General features: G+C 64.6%; 9 protein-coding genes, 2 tRNA genes and 2 pseudogenes. 8 read left to right on the plus strand and 5 right to left on the minus strand.

Annotation, left to right across the window (positions count from 1 at the left end):
- Positions 1–104: 104 nt before the first annotated feature.
- Together J2S75_RS03345 and J2S75_RS03350 are read right to left on the minus strand one after the other, a co-directional pair.
- On the minus strand, positions 105–1,511 hold the full coding sequence (locus J2S75_RS03345) for a TolC family outer membrane protein (RefSeq protein WP_307018162.1): 1,407 nt from the start codon (positions 1,509–1,511) through the stop codon (positions 105–107).
- Between the two features lie 180 nt (positions 1,512–1,691).
- The gene (locus J2S75_RS03350; protein WP_307018164.1) at positions 1,692–2,354 is read right to left on the minus strand and encodes a protein-L-isoaspartate O-methyltransferase family protein; all 663 of its coding nucleotides are present in this window, start codon (positions 2,352–2,354) and stop codon (positions 1,692–1,694) included.
- 401 nt (positions 2,355–2,755) lie between these two features.
- Here J2S75_RS03350 and J2S75_RS03355 point away from each other — a divergent pair.
- The 5 genes and pseudogenes from J2S75_RS03355 (at position 2,756) to J2S75_RS03380 (ending at position 8,308) form a co-directional block, all read left to right on the plus strand.
- Positions 2,756–2,829, plus strand: a tRNA-Cys gene (locus tag J2S75_RS03355).
- A gap of 197 nt (positions 2,830–3,026) precedes the next feature.
- A complete protein-coding gene (locus J2S75_RS03360) occupies positions 3,027–4,826 on the plus strand; it encodes an ABC transporter ATP-binding protein (RefSeq protein ID WP_307018167.1) in 1,800 nt (599 codons plus the stop codon).
- Between the two features lie 90 nt (positions 4,827–4,916).
- A tRNA-Asn gene (locus tag J2S75_RS03365) sits at positions 4,917–4,992 on the plus strand.
- Between the two features lie 201 nt (positions 4,993–5,193).
- Positions 5,194–6,467, plus strand: a pseudogene (locus J2S75_RS03375) (tyrosine-type recombinase/integrase).
- 281 nt (positions 6,468–6,748) lie between these two features.
- Complete coding sequence (locus J2S75_RS03380) at positions 6,749–8,308, plus strand: Fic family protein (protein ID WP_307018172.1); 1,560 nt, start codon at positions 6,749–6,751, stop codon at positions 8,306–8,308.
- Positions 8,309–8,418: 110 nt separating this feature from the next.
- Here J2S75_RS03380 and J2S75_RS03385 read toward each other — a convergent pair whose 3' ends face one another.
- Together J2S75_RS03385 and traA are read right to left on the minus strand one after the other, a co-directional pair.
- A complete protein-coding gene (locus tag J2S75_RS03385; protein WP_307018174.1) occupies positions 8,419–8,637 on the minus strand; it encodes a helix-turn-helix transcriptional regulator in 219 nt (72 codons plus the stop codon).
- A 129-nt stretch (positions 8,638–8,766) separates the two neighbouring features.
- Positions 8,767–11,724: a Ti-type conjugative transfer relaxase TraA gene (gene traA, locus J2S75_RS03390; protein WP_307018176.1), complete on the minus strand. Its 2,958-nt coding sequence runs from the start codon at positions 11,722–11,724 to the stop codon at positions 8,767–8,769.
- Positions 11,725–11,896: 172 nt separating this feature from the next.
- Here traA and J2S75_RS03395 point away from each other — a divergent pair, with 172 nt between their 5' ends.
- The 3 genes from J2S75_RS03395 (at position 11,897) to J2S75_RS03405 (ending at position 13,956) form a co-directional block, all read left to right on the plus strand.
- Complete coding sequence (locus J2S75_RS03395; RefSeq protein ID WP_307018178.1) at positions 11,897–12,223, plus strand: conjugal transfer protein TraD; 327 nt, start codon at positions 11,897–11,899, stop codon at positions 12,221–12,223.
- 1 nt (position 12,224) lies between these two features.
- Entirely contained in the window at positions 12,225–12,449 is a 225-nt protein-coding gene (locus J2S75_RS03400; RefSeq protein ID WP_307018181.1) for a conjugal transfer protein TraD, read from the plus strand.
- Between the two features lie 310 nt (positions 12,450–12,759).
- Positions 12,760–13,956 (plus strand): M14 family metallopeptidase, encoded by a 1,197-nt coding sequence (locus J2S75_RS03405; RefSeq protein ID WP_126280841.1) that lies wholly within the window; start codon positions 12,760–12,762, stop codon positions 13,954–13,956.
- Positions 13,957–14,286: 330 nt separating this feature from the next.
- Here J2S75_RS03405 and J2S75_RS03410 read toward each other — a convergent pair.
- Positions 14,287–15,090: pseudogene (locus tag J2S75_RS03410) on the minus strand (amidohydrolase family protein); the annotation flags it as partial.
- Positions 15,091–15,092 lie beyond the last annotated feature (2 nt).

Below are 15,092 nucleotides of genomic sequence, written 5' to 3' on the forward strand. Positions count from 1 at the left end.
GTTCGCAATCTAAGGTTAACGGCGTGCGCGCCTACTGCAAGCTGCCTCTCGCCTTCATCACCGCCAAGGCGACCGCCGAAGGCGCTCGACGGCGGCGGAGGCCCTTACTGCCCGCCGGGAGTGCGCACGCCGATCCAGGCGTCGCGGACCTGATCGTAGTGGATCTGCGGGTTGTAGATCGGAACCTTGAGCCCGAGCGTGGTGGCGCTGAGACGTCCCGACGCCGACAGCACGGCGTAGGAGGCGACAACGCGGTCGCGCTGGGCGATGACGAGGCTGGCGCGGGCGTTGAACAGCGCCGTCTGCGCGTTCAGCACGTCGAGCGTGGTGCGCTGACCGACACGCCATTCCTCACGCACGCCGCGCAGCGCGATCTCGTTGGCCGCAACCGAAGCCTGCGCCGATTCGATGGCCGCCTTGGCCGCTTCCAGCGAGCCCCAGTACTGCACCGCATTGGCGCGGACCTGCTCGCGGTTCACGTCGACTTCGATCCGCAACTGGCCGAGCGTTTCCTTGGCCTGCCGGATCGTCGCGTACTCGCCACCGCCCTGATAGATCGGCACGGTAAGGTTCAGCGTCGCCGAAGCCGAGGTCTGGCGCTCGACATTCAGCGTGCTGTTGTAATCGGACGAGGCCGCGCCGTTGAGGGTCAGCGTCGGCGACAGAGCCGCCTCGGCCACCTTCACATTCGACACGCCGGCATCGACGGCGTACTCGGCCGACTTCACCGCCGGATGGCTGGTGATGCCGGATTCGACGGCGAGCTTCTCGCTCTTGGGCAGCAGGCGATCGATCGGCCGGCCCGGGCTCAGCTTGGTCGGGCGCAGGCCGATCACCTGGTAGAACACGGCATTGGCCGTGTTGAGGTTCGATTCGGCGAGCGCGAGTTCGCTCTGCGCATTGGCAACGCTGGCTTCCGCCTGGGCGACGTCGGTGCGGGTGATCTCGCCGACCGAGAAGCGGTCGCGGGCGGCGCGCAGTTCTTCCTTCAGCGCTTCGAGATTCTGCTTCTGCAGTTCCACCAGCGCCGCGTTCTGCAGCACGTTCATATAGGCGGTGGCGGCATCGAGCAGCACGAGCTGCTCGGTATTGCGCAGCAATTCGCGCTGGCCGCGCACCTGCGACTCGGCGCTGCGCACGGAATTGGCGGTCTTCAGGCCATTATAGATGGTCTGACTGATGGTGATGCCGACGCCCGTGGGATAGGTCTTGGCAACGGAGAGCGAACCTGTCCCCGTCGTCACGCTGCCGGGATCGACCCGCGTCTCGGCCCATTGCGCTCCGGCATAGGCGGTGCCGAAGATCTGGGGGCGATAGCCGGAAAGGGCGATCGGCACATACTCGTCCGTCGCGCGGGTGGCGGCGCGCTGCGAGTTCAATGTGGGATTGTTGCGATAGGCCGCCACAAGCGCTTGTTCGAGGGTCTGAGCCTGTGCCGGCACCGAAATGCCAACGACAAACGCGACCGCCGCCCACGCGACGACCTTACCCCCGGTAGCCGACAGCCACATGTCCAACCTCTGCGAACGCTAATCTGATGGGAATCACCTGCCCCCGGGCGACTCTCTCACTCTCTTACTGACGCGAACGCAGGATAGGTGCTCGAAGATGGACTGTGAACCGCTCGGTTTGGTGCGGCGGACGATTTCGTCGCACACGCGGCAGATGGGCCACAGGGGCGCAAAAAACCGTTAGAACACAAAGCCCGGACGCGCCTCGAAGCCTGGCAGGGTCGGCACGGCGGCGTCGAACACCACGCGCGAACCGATGCCGCCTGAGGTATGAGTGTACACCGTCGCCCGCCCGGCGCGCCCGCGCCCGACGACGGCGACAAGGCGTCCGCCGGGCTTCAGCTGAGCGAGCAGCGATTCGGGAGCCTCGTCGACGCCGCCATTGACCAGAATCACATCATAGGGCGCCTCGCCGGGCCAGCCGGCGGCCATCGGGCCCTGCACATAGGCGGCATTGAGCAAGCCGAGTTCGACCAGCAACGACGAGCCCTGCGCGGCGAGTTCGGCATCTTCCTCCAGCGCGACCACCTGGCCCGCGAGCTTGGCCAGCACCGCAGTGGAATAGCCGCTCGCCGCCCCGACATCGAGCACCAGCGCGTCCGGGCCGATCTCGGCCGCCTGCAGCAGCTTGGCCAGCACCATGGGCTCCATCAGGTAGCGCGCCGGCGCACCTTCCTTCACCAGCACGTCGTCATCGATATAGGCGAAGTTGCGCAGGCTGGCCGGAACAAAGCGCTCGCGCGGCGTCTCCAGCATGGCGGCGACGATGCGCAGGTCGGTGACGTCGTTGGCACGCACCTGGGCGTCCACCATGGCGCGGCGCAGTTCGGCGAAATCGATCATTCGGCGACAACCTCGAAAGCAGACAGGCAAGGTCGCGCGCGGGCCGCGCGACGGGCGCGCACCCGGGAGGCGCGAGCGAACGGCGTCAGAATTGCGGCAGCGGCGCCCTCATTGCAAGCGTTCTCGGCGCGCAGGCTCGAAGATTTCCAGTCTGGCATGCCAGTGCGCCGCCAAGTCGCACACAGTGCCCGCACTTAGAGGCCCGGAACCGCCTGCGGGCGCCGGAGACCCGCGTGATGGCGCGGCGGAATGCCGCTTCACGGGGCGGGACAGCCCTCCTCCCCGGCACTTGCGCGCCTCAATCATCCCCACCTTCTGCCCCCGTGCGCGTTGCTCATCGGCCCGAGCTCTGTTATGAGGCGCGCCGGCCCTGTCAGGCGCCCCATGGGTAGCCTGGGTCGGGCCACGTGGCGGAGTGGTTACGCAGCGGACTGCAAATCCGTGCACCCCGGTTCGATTCCGGGCGTGGCCTCCAGTTCACGCACCCGCCGCCGGCCTTGAGAAAGCGCCGGCGGCGGGTGTCGTCACCGCCTTATCGGTCGCCGGCGCAGCCGCCGTCATGGGTTTGACAACAAGCCATGATCGTCGTTGATGATCCGCGCTCCGTCACAGGAGAGGCGGAGCGAAGGGCGACGCCCGATCCGGCCGGGCCCGTGCAGAGGATTCTCGACCATGCTGCCTCCGAAGATGGCAAATGCGTTCCGCAACATTATCAGCGCGGAGACGCGTGACACGGTCAGCCGGCTGTTCATCCAGGACGGGCGGCGCCACTGGAAGGGATACGCCATCTCCTTCCTCTTCATGGGCATCATGGCCGGCACGACCTCGGGTCTCGCCTATCTCATGGGCGATGTGATCAACCGCATCTTCGTCGAGCAGAATTCCAACGCGATCTGGATTCTCTCCGGGGCTGTGGTCGCGCTGTCGGTCATCAAGGGCTTTTCCGCCTATGGGCAGGCGGTGGCGCTGGCCAAAGTTGGCAATCGGATCGTCGCCGACAACCAGAAGCGCGTGCTCGACCGCCTGCTGATGCAGGACGTGACCTATTTCTCCGGCAGCCACACCGCCGAAATCATGATGCGGTTCAACACCGGCGCGCAGGCCGCGCGCAACGTGCTGAACCTCATCATCACCAGCCTCGGACGCGACCTGCTCTCGGTCATCGGCCTTACATTGGTGATGATCATCCAGGATCCGTTCATGGCGATGATCGGCTTCGTGGTGATGCCGATCGCAATCGGTGGCGTGCGCTCGCTCATTCGCAAGGTGCAGAAGATCTTCAGTCGCGAATTCCACAGCGCGATCCAGATCATGACGGAATCGATCGACGCCTTCCAGGGCATCCGCACCATCAAATCCTTCACGCTGGAAGACGTGCAGCGCGAGCGCATTTTTGAGCGCATCGACAAGATGGAGAAGGCCTCGAACCGCATGATGCGGGCACAGTCTCAGTCCGGGCCGCTCATGGAAGCGCTCGGCGGCGTCGCCATCGGCCTCGTCGTCATGTATGCCGGCTGGGGCGTTCTGCATGGCGGGCGCACGCCGGGCGAGTTCTTCTCCGTCATCACCGCGCTGCTGCTCTGCTACGAGCCGGCCAAACGCCTTGCCCGCCTCAACATCGATCTCACCACCCATCTCATGGGCGCGCGGATGCTGTTCGCCATCCTTGACCGACCCGCGACGGAAGCCGACGCGCCGGGCACGCCGGAACTCGCGATCAAGGGCGGAGGCGTCGTGTTCGACGAGGTGGTGTTCAGCTATCGCGAGGGCGAGCCGGTGCTGCGCGGCCTCAGTTTCGTTGCCGAACCCGGCCAGACGACCGCGCTGGTCGGCCCCTCGGGCGGCGGCAAGAGCACGGTGATGAACCTGCTGGAGCGCTTCTACGAAGTCGAATCCGGCGTCATCACCATTGACGGCCAGAACATCGACAGCGTGACGCGCCACTCGCTGCGCAAGGCCATCGGCTTTGTCAGCCAGGACGTCTTCCTGTTCACGGGCACGGTACGCGAGAACATCGCCGCCGGCCGTCCCGGCGCCACCGAGGAAGAGATCATCGCCGCCGCCCGCTCGGCGCACGCGCATGACTTCATCATGGGATTCGAAGGCGGCTATGACAGCCGCGTCGGCGAGCGCGGCACGCAGCTTTCGGGCGGCCAGCGCCAGCGCATCGCCATTGCCCGCGCCTTCCTCAAGGACGCGCCGATTCTGCTGCTCGACGAAGCCACGGCCGCGCTCGACAGCGAATCCGAGGCCGAAGTGCAGAAGGCGCTCAACGAATTGCAGCGCAACCGGACCACGCTGGTCATCGCCCATCGCCTGCAGACAGTGATCAACGCCGACAAGATTTGCGTGATCGAGAAGGGCCGCGTGGTCGAAAGCGGCCGCCATGACGAGCTCGTGGCTAAGCGTGGACGCTACTTCACCTTCCACCAGCTGCAGTTCGCCGGGCAGCAGGAACGCCTCAGCGCCTGAGGATATCCACATGCTGCGGGATGGAAGGGGTTCACAAACCCATCCCGCATTGCTATATCGCCGGCCTCCGAGACGCCACGGCGTCCCCGGTCCCTGATAGCTCAGTTGGTAGAGCGTTCGACTGTTAATCGAATGGTCGCAGGTTCGAGTCCTGCTCAGGGAGCCACTCCCCCGTTTCCGGGGCGGCTCAGCTTTTCCCAAATCAGTCTCCTACCCATTGAAATTGCTGGATAATTTGATTTCCAGCCTCCGCTCGCTGTCCCAACCGGGATCAGCCAGAGCCACCCCATCCCGCGAATTTGTTGGCCTTGTTGTTGGCCTACAGGCCGTGTTTTCGTGATTCCAGCAATCAGCAGGGATGGCGAACATGGCCTTGTCAGATGCAGCCTGCCGGACGGCCAAGGGCTGGGAAGGCGAATACAAACTCTCCGACGGTAGCGGCCTCTATCTTTTCGTGAAGCCCAACGGCGCCCGGGTCTGGCAGCAGGCCGACAGATTCGCGGGCAAACAGAAGAAACTCACCCATGGGCCTATCCGCTCATTTCGCTGGCCGGTGCGCGGCGGCTTCGGGACGAAGCCAAGAGGTTGTTGGCCTCGGGAGTAGACCCCGGAGCCAACAAACGAGCCAACAAGGCCGCCGTCGCGGCGTCTGTCGCAGCCGCGACGAGCACCTTCGGAGTCATTGCTACGGAGTTCATCGACAAGATGACGAAGGAAGGGCGAGCCGAGGCCACCCTCCTGAAAGCGCACTGGCTGCTGGAGGAAATCGCAGCCCCTCTTCGCAACCGCCCCATCGCCGAGATCACACCGCCGGAGATTCTTGCCGTCCTGCGGGTGGTGGAGGTCAAGGGGCACTACGAGACAGCGCGCCGCTCCCGCAGCATCACCGGTCAGGTCTTCCGTTACGCGATCGCAACCAGTCGCGCCGCACGGGATGTGACGGCCGATCTGCGAGGTGCGCTTATCGCGCCTACGACCAAGCACCGCGCCGCCATCACCCGCCCGAAGCGGCTGGGTGAGCTTATGGCGGCCATCTATGGCTGGACGAAGGGTCAGGAGACGACGGTCGCAGGCCTGAAGCTGTTTGCCCTGCTGGCGCTCCGTCCCGGCGAACTCCGCGCCGCCACATGGGACGAGATCGACCTTGAAGCGGGAGTCTGGACCGTTCCAGCCAGCCGAACCAAGATGCGCCGACCACACCGCACGCCCCTCCCCTTACAGGCCGTAGCCACCTTGGAAGAATTGCGCGGCGCCACCCGAAGCGGGATCAGTTCCTTCGTGTTTCCGGCGACCGCCTCGGTTAGGAAGCCGATGAGTGAGAACACTCTGAACTTCGCGCTACGCCGCCTGGATATAGGGGCGGAGGAAATGACCGCCCACGGTTTTCGGGCAGCATTTGCCACGCTCGCCAATGAGAGCCGACGCTGGCATCCCGATGCGATTGAGCGGCAGCTCGCCCATGTTGAGGGCAATAATGTACGCCGTGCATATACCCGCGGCGAGCATTGGGACGAACGTGTGTTGATGATGCAGTGGTGGGCAGACGAGTTGGATCGGCTTCGAGAGGCGGCTATCGCGGAAGCCCGCATCCAAGCCCATCCCCAGGGCAGGCCCGCAAAGTTTCAATCAGTTCGCCAGTAACGGCCGTCGACGGCGCTTCCCCTCATTGGTGGGGGAGGCTTGGGTGCGGGTATCCTGCGGCGCCTCTACCGGGCCTCTGCTAGCGGAGGTGAAAACTGTCGATCCGCCGCGCCGCTCGAAACGACCGTTCTTGAGTGGCGCCGAGAACTGTCGGTCACTCGCCGCACGTCTAGGCGCAAATTTCAGATAAGGCGCGATTCAGTTACCATTTTTCATGGATAGTTACGATTTTTCAGGATAGTTTAAGCCATGCTATCCGCGACGCGCCAGAACGCTTTTTCATGAACGACGGCACGACATACGATTTCTCAGGGCCCGTTACGGTTTTTCAGGACCGGTCACTGCCTGAAGACGCGACACCCGCCGGCTACGCCGCACTCGTCGGCGCATTGCGCCTCGCCGTGCCGTTACCGCGGACACTGTGCGCTATCGGAGCTCATCACCGTCTCTATGAACGGGATGGCTGGCGCATATACACGCCGCGCCACGCGCCTGCGGCAGATCTTGAGGGCCACCTCACCTTCGCCCTGAAATATGAGGGGCTCGATCTTCTCGTCCTCAAGAGACTTTTTCGCGCCACGGGTCCGGCGCCAATCGAAGCGCTGGTGCGCGCAACGCCGACCGGCTCCTACGCAAGGCGCGTCTGGTTTCTGTATGAATGGCTGCTCGGCGAGACGCTCGATCTTCCGGCGGCCGAAAAGGGAGCCTATGCCCTCGTCGTCGATCCCGACCTGCAATGGGCGGCGTCCGGAACCACATCGCCCCGCCATCGGGTCAAAAACAACCTGCCTGGCACGCCAGCCTTCTGCCCCATGGTGTTCGCGACCGAAGCCCTGAAAGCCTTCCACGACGCGAATCTTGCCGAACGGGCACGCGCTGCTATTGCCGACGTGCCGCGTGACCTGCTCGCCCGCACCGCAGCTTTCCTGCTGCTGAAGGATTCCCGCTCCAGCTTCGCCATCGAGGGGGAGCATCCGCCGCAGGATCGTATCCAGCGCTGGGGCCGCGCAATCGGTGAGGCAGGCCGACGCTCCTTCGACCTTGACGAGCTCTTAAGGCTTCAGCGCATCGTCATCGGCGATGCGCGCTTCGTCCAGCTTGGACTACGCACGGAGGGCGGGTTCGTCGGCGAGCATGACCGCGACACCCGTATGCCACTGCCCGATCATATCAGTGCCCGGCATGAGGACCTGCATGATCTCATCGGCGGGTCGGTTGCCTTCGACCGCACGGCAGCGGAGCGCCAACTCGATCCGGTGATCGCAGCTTCCGCACTGGCCTTCGGCTTTGTCTACATCCATCCCTTCGAAGACGGGAACGGGCGCCTGCACCGCTACCTGATCCATCACGTCCTTGCTGAACGCGGGTTCAATCCGCCGGGGGTCGTTTTTCCCATCTCCGCGGCGATCCTCGATCGGATCGATGATTATCGGTGGACGCTGGAAAGTTGGTCTGCGCGCCTTCTCCCCTTCATCCAATGGGAGCCGACGTCGACCGGTAACGTCCGGGTGCTGAATGAGACGGCGGATTTCTACCGCTATTTCGATGCGACACCTCACGCGGAATTCCTCTACGCATGCGTGGAGCGCACGATCGAGATCGACATGCCGGCCGAGACGCGCTTCCTGCGGGCGTATGACGCGTTCCGCGTCGCGATCGGACAGATTGTCGACATGCCGGATCGCACCGTCGATCTCCTCTTCCGCTTCCTGCGCCAGAATGAAGGAGTTCTCTCAAAGCGTGCCCGGGAGCAGGAGTTCCAAGAGCTGAGGGCCGAGGAGATCGAGCGGGTCGAAGGCGCCTACGCGGCGGCATTCGCCTCTGTTCGCGATGGGGAGTAGAGGCGGCCGCGCACAGCGATCTGCCTTCAATCGATGAAAACGAGCCGCCCCTATCGGAAGCTTGGCAAGCGACAACATCGGCGCTGTTTCGCCGAATGGTCGGCCCGCTATCAAAACCTATCGACTGCCGTCTCGTCCGGTGTCCGCCAACGGGGCGGATCGGCAACCCACCGGTTGATGTCGGATTCCCGCCAGCCGGCACCGTTTGTGCTGATCTTGAGCTGGGCGGGGAAGGTCCTCTCGGCGATCTTGCGATAGATGGTCGAGCGGGACAGCCCGGTTCGGGCGAGGACGGTCTTCAGGCGGATGATACGCTCTGGTGTGTGCATGGCGGTGCTGCCTCCTGCTGGATGCGCCTGAGGGCGACTGCTCCAGACAAGGCACGGAGCCGCCGACCGGCAAGAGGATGAACCGCGCCGGTGTATTCTGGCGGATCAGCGGCGGCACATCGGATGGGTCTAGAGTCCAAGACCACGGCTGCGGTCAAAGTCGATGCCGTGGCTGTGGGCCAGTTCGCGACCAAGACTGCGGCCTGTGTTGAGGCTGATGCCGAGTTCCTTCCTATGAGCGGCGAGCAAGGATTCGAGTTGCGGGTCGCGCTCCAAGCTCCGCGCCATCTCGCCCATCTGGACGCGGGTTGCCTTGTAGCCGGCGTAGTCGCCTTGCGCGTACTGGTGCTGGTGCTGCCGGTCCAGCTTCTGCCAGCGCTCGACAAATTGACCGGCGCGGCGCTCCGGATCGGCCCGGATTTCCGTTTCAAGCTGGAGGGCACGGATGGTGCGATTGAGCTTGCCGCCGGCCGCCTCATGCACCAGCTCCGGGTTCTTCTCATAGGCCGCTTCCGCATCCTGCCAGCCATGAGGGCGTACCTCGTCGAAGGCCTTGCGGGCCTCAGAGAGTTCGCGAACCTGCTCGGGCGTCCCCTGGCCGGTCGCGTCGGCCGTAGAGAGGATCGCGTCCCACGCACGGACATGCCGGACGAGCGCACGGCTTCGCGCCCGCCGCAGCACTGCTTCCGGATCGTCGGGAGGCTCCTGGGCGAGCGGCGCGGTCTTAGCTCCCACCTCTTCGCGCAGGACTGGCGCTTCCCGTGCCGTGTCCACGGACGGCTTTAGGGTGTCGACAAGGTCGCGCAACTTCTCCGGAACGTTGCGCACCATCTCCACGACGCGCTGGCGGAAGGTGATGCCGCGCCGCTCGGCAAAGTCCTGGGTGGGATCGGACCGCTCGTAATCCGACGCCATGTCCTTGGCCCGGTCACGCGACAGGATGCGCACCAGCCGGTCCCCATCGGCGAAGTCGTCGCGGCCATAGTGCAACTCCATGCCGTCGCGGTGGCGCGAGAGCGCGACATAGCTGGAATGGGCATCCATGCCGGGCGTGGCCAGCACATGGGTGCGGTCGACCGTCATGCCCTGCGCCTTGTGGATGGTGGCGGCATAGCCATGGTCGATGCGGTCGTAGTCCTTCAAGTCGAAGGCGACGGATCGGCCATCATCAATACGCACGGACATGGACTGCGCGCTGACCTGCTCGATGGTGCCGAGCGTGCCGTTCTTCACCCCGAGCCCGCGCTCATTCTGCAGGAACATGACACGGTCGCCGCGGGCGAAGGAGCGTTCCCCGCGCTCCACGGTGACGCGCACCTCCTCGCCGAGATCACCGGCCTCCCGCATGCGTTCGCGGGAGGCCTGGTTGAGGGCGCGCACCTCGTCATTGGTGTGGGTGAGGATGATGCGGCTGCGGTCTGGTGCGGCCTGCCTGTCGCTATCCCAGCGATCGATCAGCTCGCCACGTGCCTGCTCGCGCGTTCGCGCGGCATGGACCATGCCGCCCCTGTCATAGGCCTGGATGGCCTCGCCGATCCGGCCGGTCGCCAGATCCCGCGTGGCGTCGCGCTGCCAGTCCTCGCGCTGGCGGCGTACCTCGCTGATCTCCGCACTGCCATGACGCTCAACGAGTGAACGGAACGCGGCACCCGCCTCGATCGATTGCAACTGCTGCGGATCGCCAACCAGCACCACCTTGGCGCCAACTTCAGCGGCATGGGAGAGCACGCGCTCCAGCTGGCGCGTGCCGACCATGCCGGCCTCGTCGATCACCAGAACATCGCGTGAGGTGAGCAGATCCCGACCCTGCCCCCAGCCATGTTCGAGGCTGGCGATCGTTCGGGACGTGATGCCCGATCCGCTCTCCAGATTCTCCGCCGCGATGCCGGACAGCGCGACGCCGCGAACCTCCAGGCCCGCCGCCTCCCAGGCCTCGCGCGCGACACCCAGCATGGCGCTCTTCCCCGTCCCGGCATAGCCGACGACGATGCCGAGATCGCGCGTGCCGGTGATGTGCGCCAGCGCGTCTGACTGCTCGCCGGAGAGAACAAGCCCGTGCTCCTCGGCACCCGCCAGCGCCGCGTTCCTGTCAGCATCCTTCACCACATGGCGTTCGCGCTCGGCCATCAGCTCGGCGGCCCGGTGCAGGCGCTGCTCAGCCTCGATCATCTGCCGCGTGGTGAAGCGATCTTCGCCGCGTCTATCCTTGCCCAGCTCGACGAGATCGGGAGCACGACCCATCGCGCCCATCACCTCGTTGAACTGCTCGATCCCGTCTCTGTGGCGATGCGCGAAGCGCGTCATGTCGCGCCGGGTGAAGGTCGATTGCTGCTGAGTGATGGCATCCAGTGCCATCGACGGATCGGCGATGATGCGCGCGCCATTGCCGCGCGCGATCTCCCGATGAACCTCCGCGCGATCGGCCGCCTCGATCCCCTCCGCTTCAATGCGCTGGGCGGGCGCGCCAATCTTGCTCTGCGGCTCCAGCGCGATGCCCTGAGCCTCCAGGCTGCGATGATCAATCCGCGCGTCGATATCGAGCTCGGCCAGACGCTCATTGGCAAGCTCCGCCCAGCGTGCGCGCCAGCGCTCCACCATCTGGGTCGCATTCCATTCCCGCACCTTCGGGCCGAAACCGTCCTCGTCAACCGAGCGCATGGTGAGCATGACTTGGGCATGGGGTTTGGCCATGCCGTCCTCACCCATATCCCAATGCACATTGAGATCGGCGACCATCCCCTGATCGACGAACTCCGCCTCAACGAAGTCGCGGGCGAGCGCTATGCCCTGCGCCTGGCTCATCTCGCATGGCAGGGCGAACTCGACTTCGCGGGCGAGTTGCGCGTCCTTGCGCAGCTCGAAGGCTTCGACATCGTTCCAGAGCCGCTCGCGGTCGTGCCACGCCTCAGTCGCTCCGTCCGGCAGCAGCACCTCGGAATGCACGACGCCGCGCTTGCCGGAGAAGTCCTGGACGCGATCGATCCGCGTATCTCGCAGCCTTGAGGCCGAGCGATAAGCGGCGGACGCCACCGCGCTGGAGCCGGCCTTGCGGCCGATGATTTTGACGTGAAGATGATAGATCGCCATCGCGATCCGAACATCACCACGGCGAAGCGAACGTCGGAACGACGTATAAGCGCGCCCTCCCTCGAAAAAATCTCGGGAGCGACGAGCCCATCCCAGTCGGTCCCGGCAACATTACAGCCACGGAGAACGCGCTCAACTATCATCGCTCTATCGACTGCTGATGGAGAGGACGATGCGCAAGCCACGGGACTTCGACGCGGAGCTGAAGGCACTCGAAGACAAGGCGCGAGAGCTCAAGACCCGCAAGCTACAGCAGCTCGGCGATCTGGTGATCGCCATTGGCGCGGACACGCTCACTGCGGAGGAATTGGCCGGCGCGCTACTTGTGCTCGCCGAAACCAAGGACCCTGGACGGAGGGAGGCGTGGGCGCGACGGGGCGCCGCGTTCTTTCAAGGACGGGCACGCCAATCTGCACCGGCATCTGAACGCGACCCGGTCAGCACAGCGGCGCAACCAGTCGGCGCGCAACCGCCATCAGGCGGCACGGGCGCGGCATGACATGCGGGACTGGCAGGTCGAGCGTCGCAGGCGCACCCGGCATCTGATCGAACTCGGCGGCCTCGTCGTCAAGTCGGGCGTCGTCGACCTGACCGGTGACGACCGCGCCATGATCTATGGGGCGCTGCTCTGGATGGCGGACAAGCTCCAAGGTGAGCAGGGAGAACAGGCGCGCAGCCTTTGGGAGGTGAAAGCAAAGCAGGCGTTCGAAGAAGACAGCCACTAGTGAAATTGTGGCGGTCCTGATCCATAGCTGCCGCTCTTCCGCGCTTTCAGAGACGTCCGCTTTGCGCCGCCATTTCGGCCGTACAGATCGGATTGGCGATTTCTTGAAAGCAGAAGTTGCCGTTTACCGCTCCAGGTCATGGTTGCGCCAGCAGTCGATATTGCGCGAGCTCCAGCTTTCGGACGGCCAGCGGCCGGTCGTACGAGAGCGAGTCACCCGGCTATGCCGCTCGCGGCTGCATTGCACTCAGCGTCGCCGAGCGTAACCTTGCGTGGGGAACGGCGGGCAATTCACAGGAAGGATCCACGCCATGTCGAATAAGCCGGACGAGCGCCTCGATCGCCGCGATTTCATGATCGCGTCCGTTGCAACGATCGGCGCATCGGCCGGGCTCGTCGCCAACGCTGCCTCCGCCAGCGCCGAGGCATCGACGCAAAATGCTGCCGACCCTGCATCCGCAACGGTCTATACCGGCGATGTCATCCAGGGAAGAAAGGTTGTCAGCGCGCTCGACGTCCAGGACCTGGAACCGGGAAAGAAGCATCACCTGTACTTTCAGGGCGTCGAAATGCCCACCGGACAGCACTGGTATGTGTCCGTGACCGTCGCCAAGGGCGCGCGGCCGGGCAAGCGCGTTGTTCTCGTCAGCGGCGTGCATGGCGACGAGATGAGCTCCGTTCATACGGTCCAGACCCTTATGAATAGCCTTGATCCCGCGCAGATGTCGGGCGCGGTCATGGCCGTCACCGATGTGTCCCGCCCGGCCATGGAGGGCATGCAGCGCCGATGGCCCAATGCCGGCAGGGGTGCCGATCTGATCGACATGAACCGGGAATGGCCGGGCAATGAAAACGGCCTCACCGCCCCCAGCCGACATGCCGGCCTGCTGTTCAACCGACTGCTGCGGCCGAACGCCGATGCCGCCATCGACTTCCATACGGGAACAACCGGGTTCGAGGTCACCGCCTTCAATATCGGCGGCATGGACGTGCCCGAGGTCAAGGCGATGGTGGAGCTCTACCCCGTCGGTCAGGTCTTCGACAATCACGTCTATCCGGGCGTGCTGCACAACGCCTTCATGGACGTGGGCATCCCCGCCTTCACGCCGGAGATCGGCGCCGCCCGCGTGCTCGATCGCGGGATGATCGCGCTGTTCGTGGAGGGTACGATGAACGTCCTCAAGCATCACGGCATCGTCGCCGGACCCATGGGACGGACGGGCAAGGATGTGAGCGTGTTCATCGGCAACAGCGCGTTCCCGATCGTGGCGACGGAGGGCGGGCTCGTCGAGCATCTGGTCAGGCTCAACGACAAGGTCGAGCCCGGACAGAAGGTTGCCATCCAGCGAAACAGCTTCGGCGAGGTGGTGGCAGAATACATCAGCGGGGTGGCCGGAGAGGTGACCGGCCAGCGCAGCGACGCAATGGCCGAGCCCGGCAACCCCCTGGTGTTCATCCTGTTCCACAAGGATGATGGTCCGGATCGGGCTGAGACTTATCCTGAGTGACGGCCCCGCATTGGCAGTGTGGTCGGTAAAGGGCTCGATGCGGGGTGCTTGGTCCGCCAGTGCTGCACGCGCCAGGAGCGATCGTCGTCGCGCCAGGCACGCGATGTCCGATCGAGAGCTTCCGTCCATTGCGGCATTCGTCGATGAAACTGGTTCATGTCGATCGAACTTGGTCCGGGCCAATCTAAAGGCGCAGCAGCCTTTCCGCATTGCCGTGGCAGACCTTCGCGCGGACGTCCTCTCCGATCGCGCGGATTCGATGAAGTCGGAGGCGACCTGCGGATCCTCATAGGGGTAGTCGACCGAGAACATCACATTGTCTTCGCCCAACGCCTGAAGCGTCGCGATCAGTGCTCCCGGGTCACATACGCCCGAGGTGGTGACGGCGATGTTGCGTTTGATGATCGCCGAGGGAAGGGCGTCCGGCGCGAGCGTCTCGCCGAGATCGAATTCCCTTCTGCTGTCGAGGCGCCAGAGCAGGAAGGGCAGTGTCTCGCCCATATGGCCGAGAATGATCTTCGCCTTGGGAAAGCGGGTGAGTGTTCCGCCGAAGACAAGCCGCAGTGCATGGGTTGCGGTCTCGGCCGTCCAGGCCCAGATCGGACCACCGATTTCGGGGCGATGGGCGAACATGGCCGGATGGTCGGCCATGGCGCCGGGATGCAGATAGACCGGGACGTCCAGTTCCTCGACACGCTCCCAGAAGGGCAGATAGCGGTCCTCGTCGAGATAATGCCCGTTGGTCTGGCCGTTGATGAGCGCTCCCCGGAGACCGAGTTGCCGGACGGCACGTTCGAGTTCGGCCGCAGCGGCCTCGGCATCCTGCAGGGCGAGATGAGCAAAGCCGGCATAGCGATCGGGCCGCTTCTGAACCTCGCGCGCAAGGAAATCATTGGCGCTGTGGGCGAGCCGGATGGCTTCCTGCGTATCGCCCATGCCCTGGACCCCCGGCGTGGTGACCGAGAGCACCATCAAATCAATGCCGGTTCGGTCCATCATCTCAAGCCGCACCTCGTCGAAGTCGGACAGGCGACGTTCGACATCCGCAAAAAGCGCGTCGCTCCGGGTCGGTCTTGCCACGTATTTCCCGAGCTCAGGGGTAGTGAAATGCTCTTCAAGCGCGATCTTGCGCATGT

It is taken from the genome of Ancylobacter polymorphus, assembly GCF_030813495.1.
GTDB lineage: Bacteria > Pseudomonadota > Alphaproteobacteria > Rhizobiales > Xanthobacteraceae > Ancylobacter > Ancylobacter polymorphus.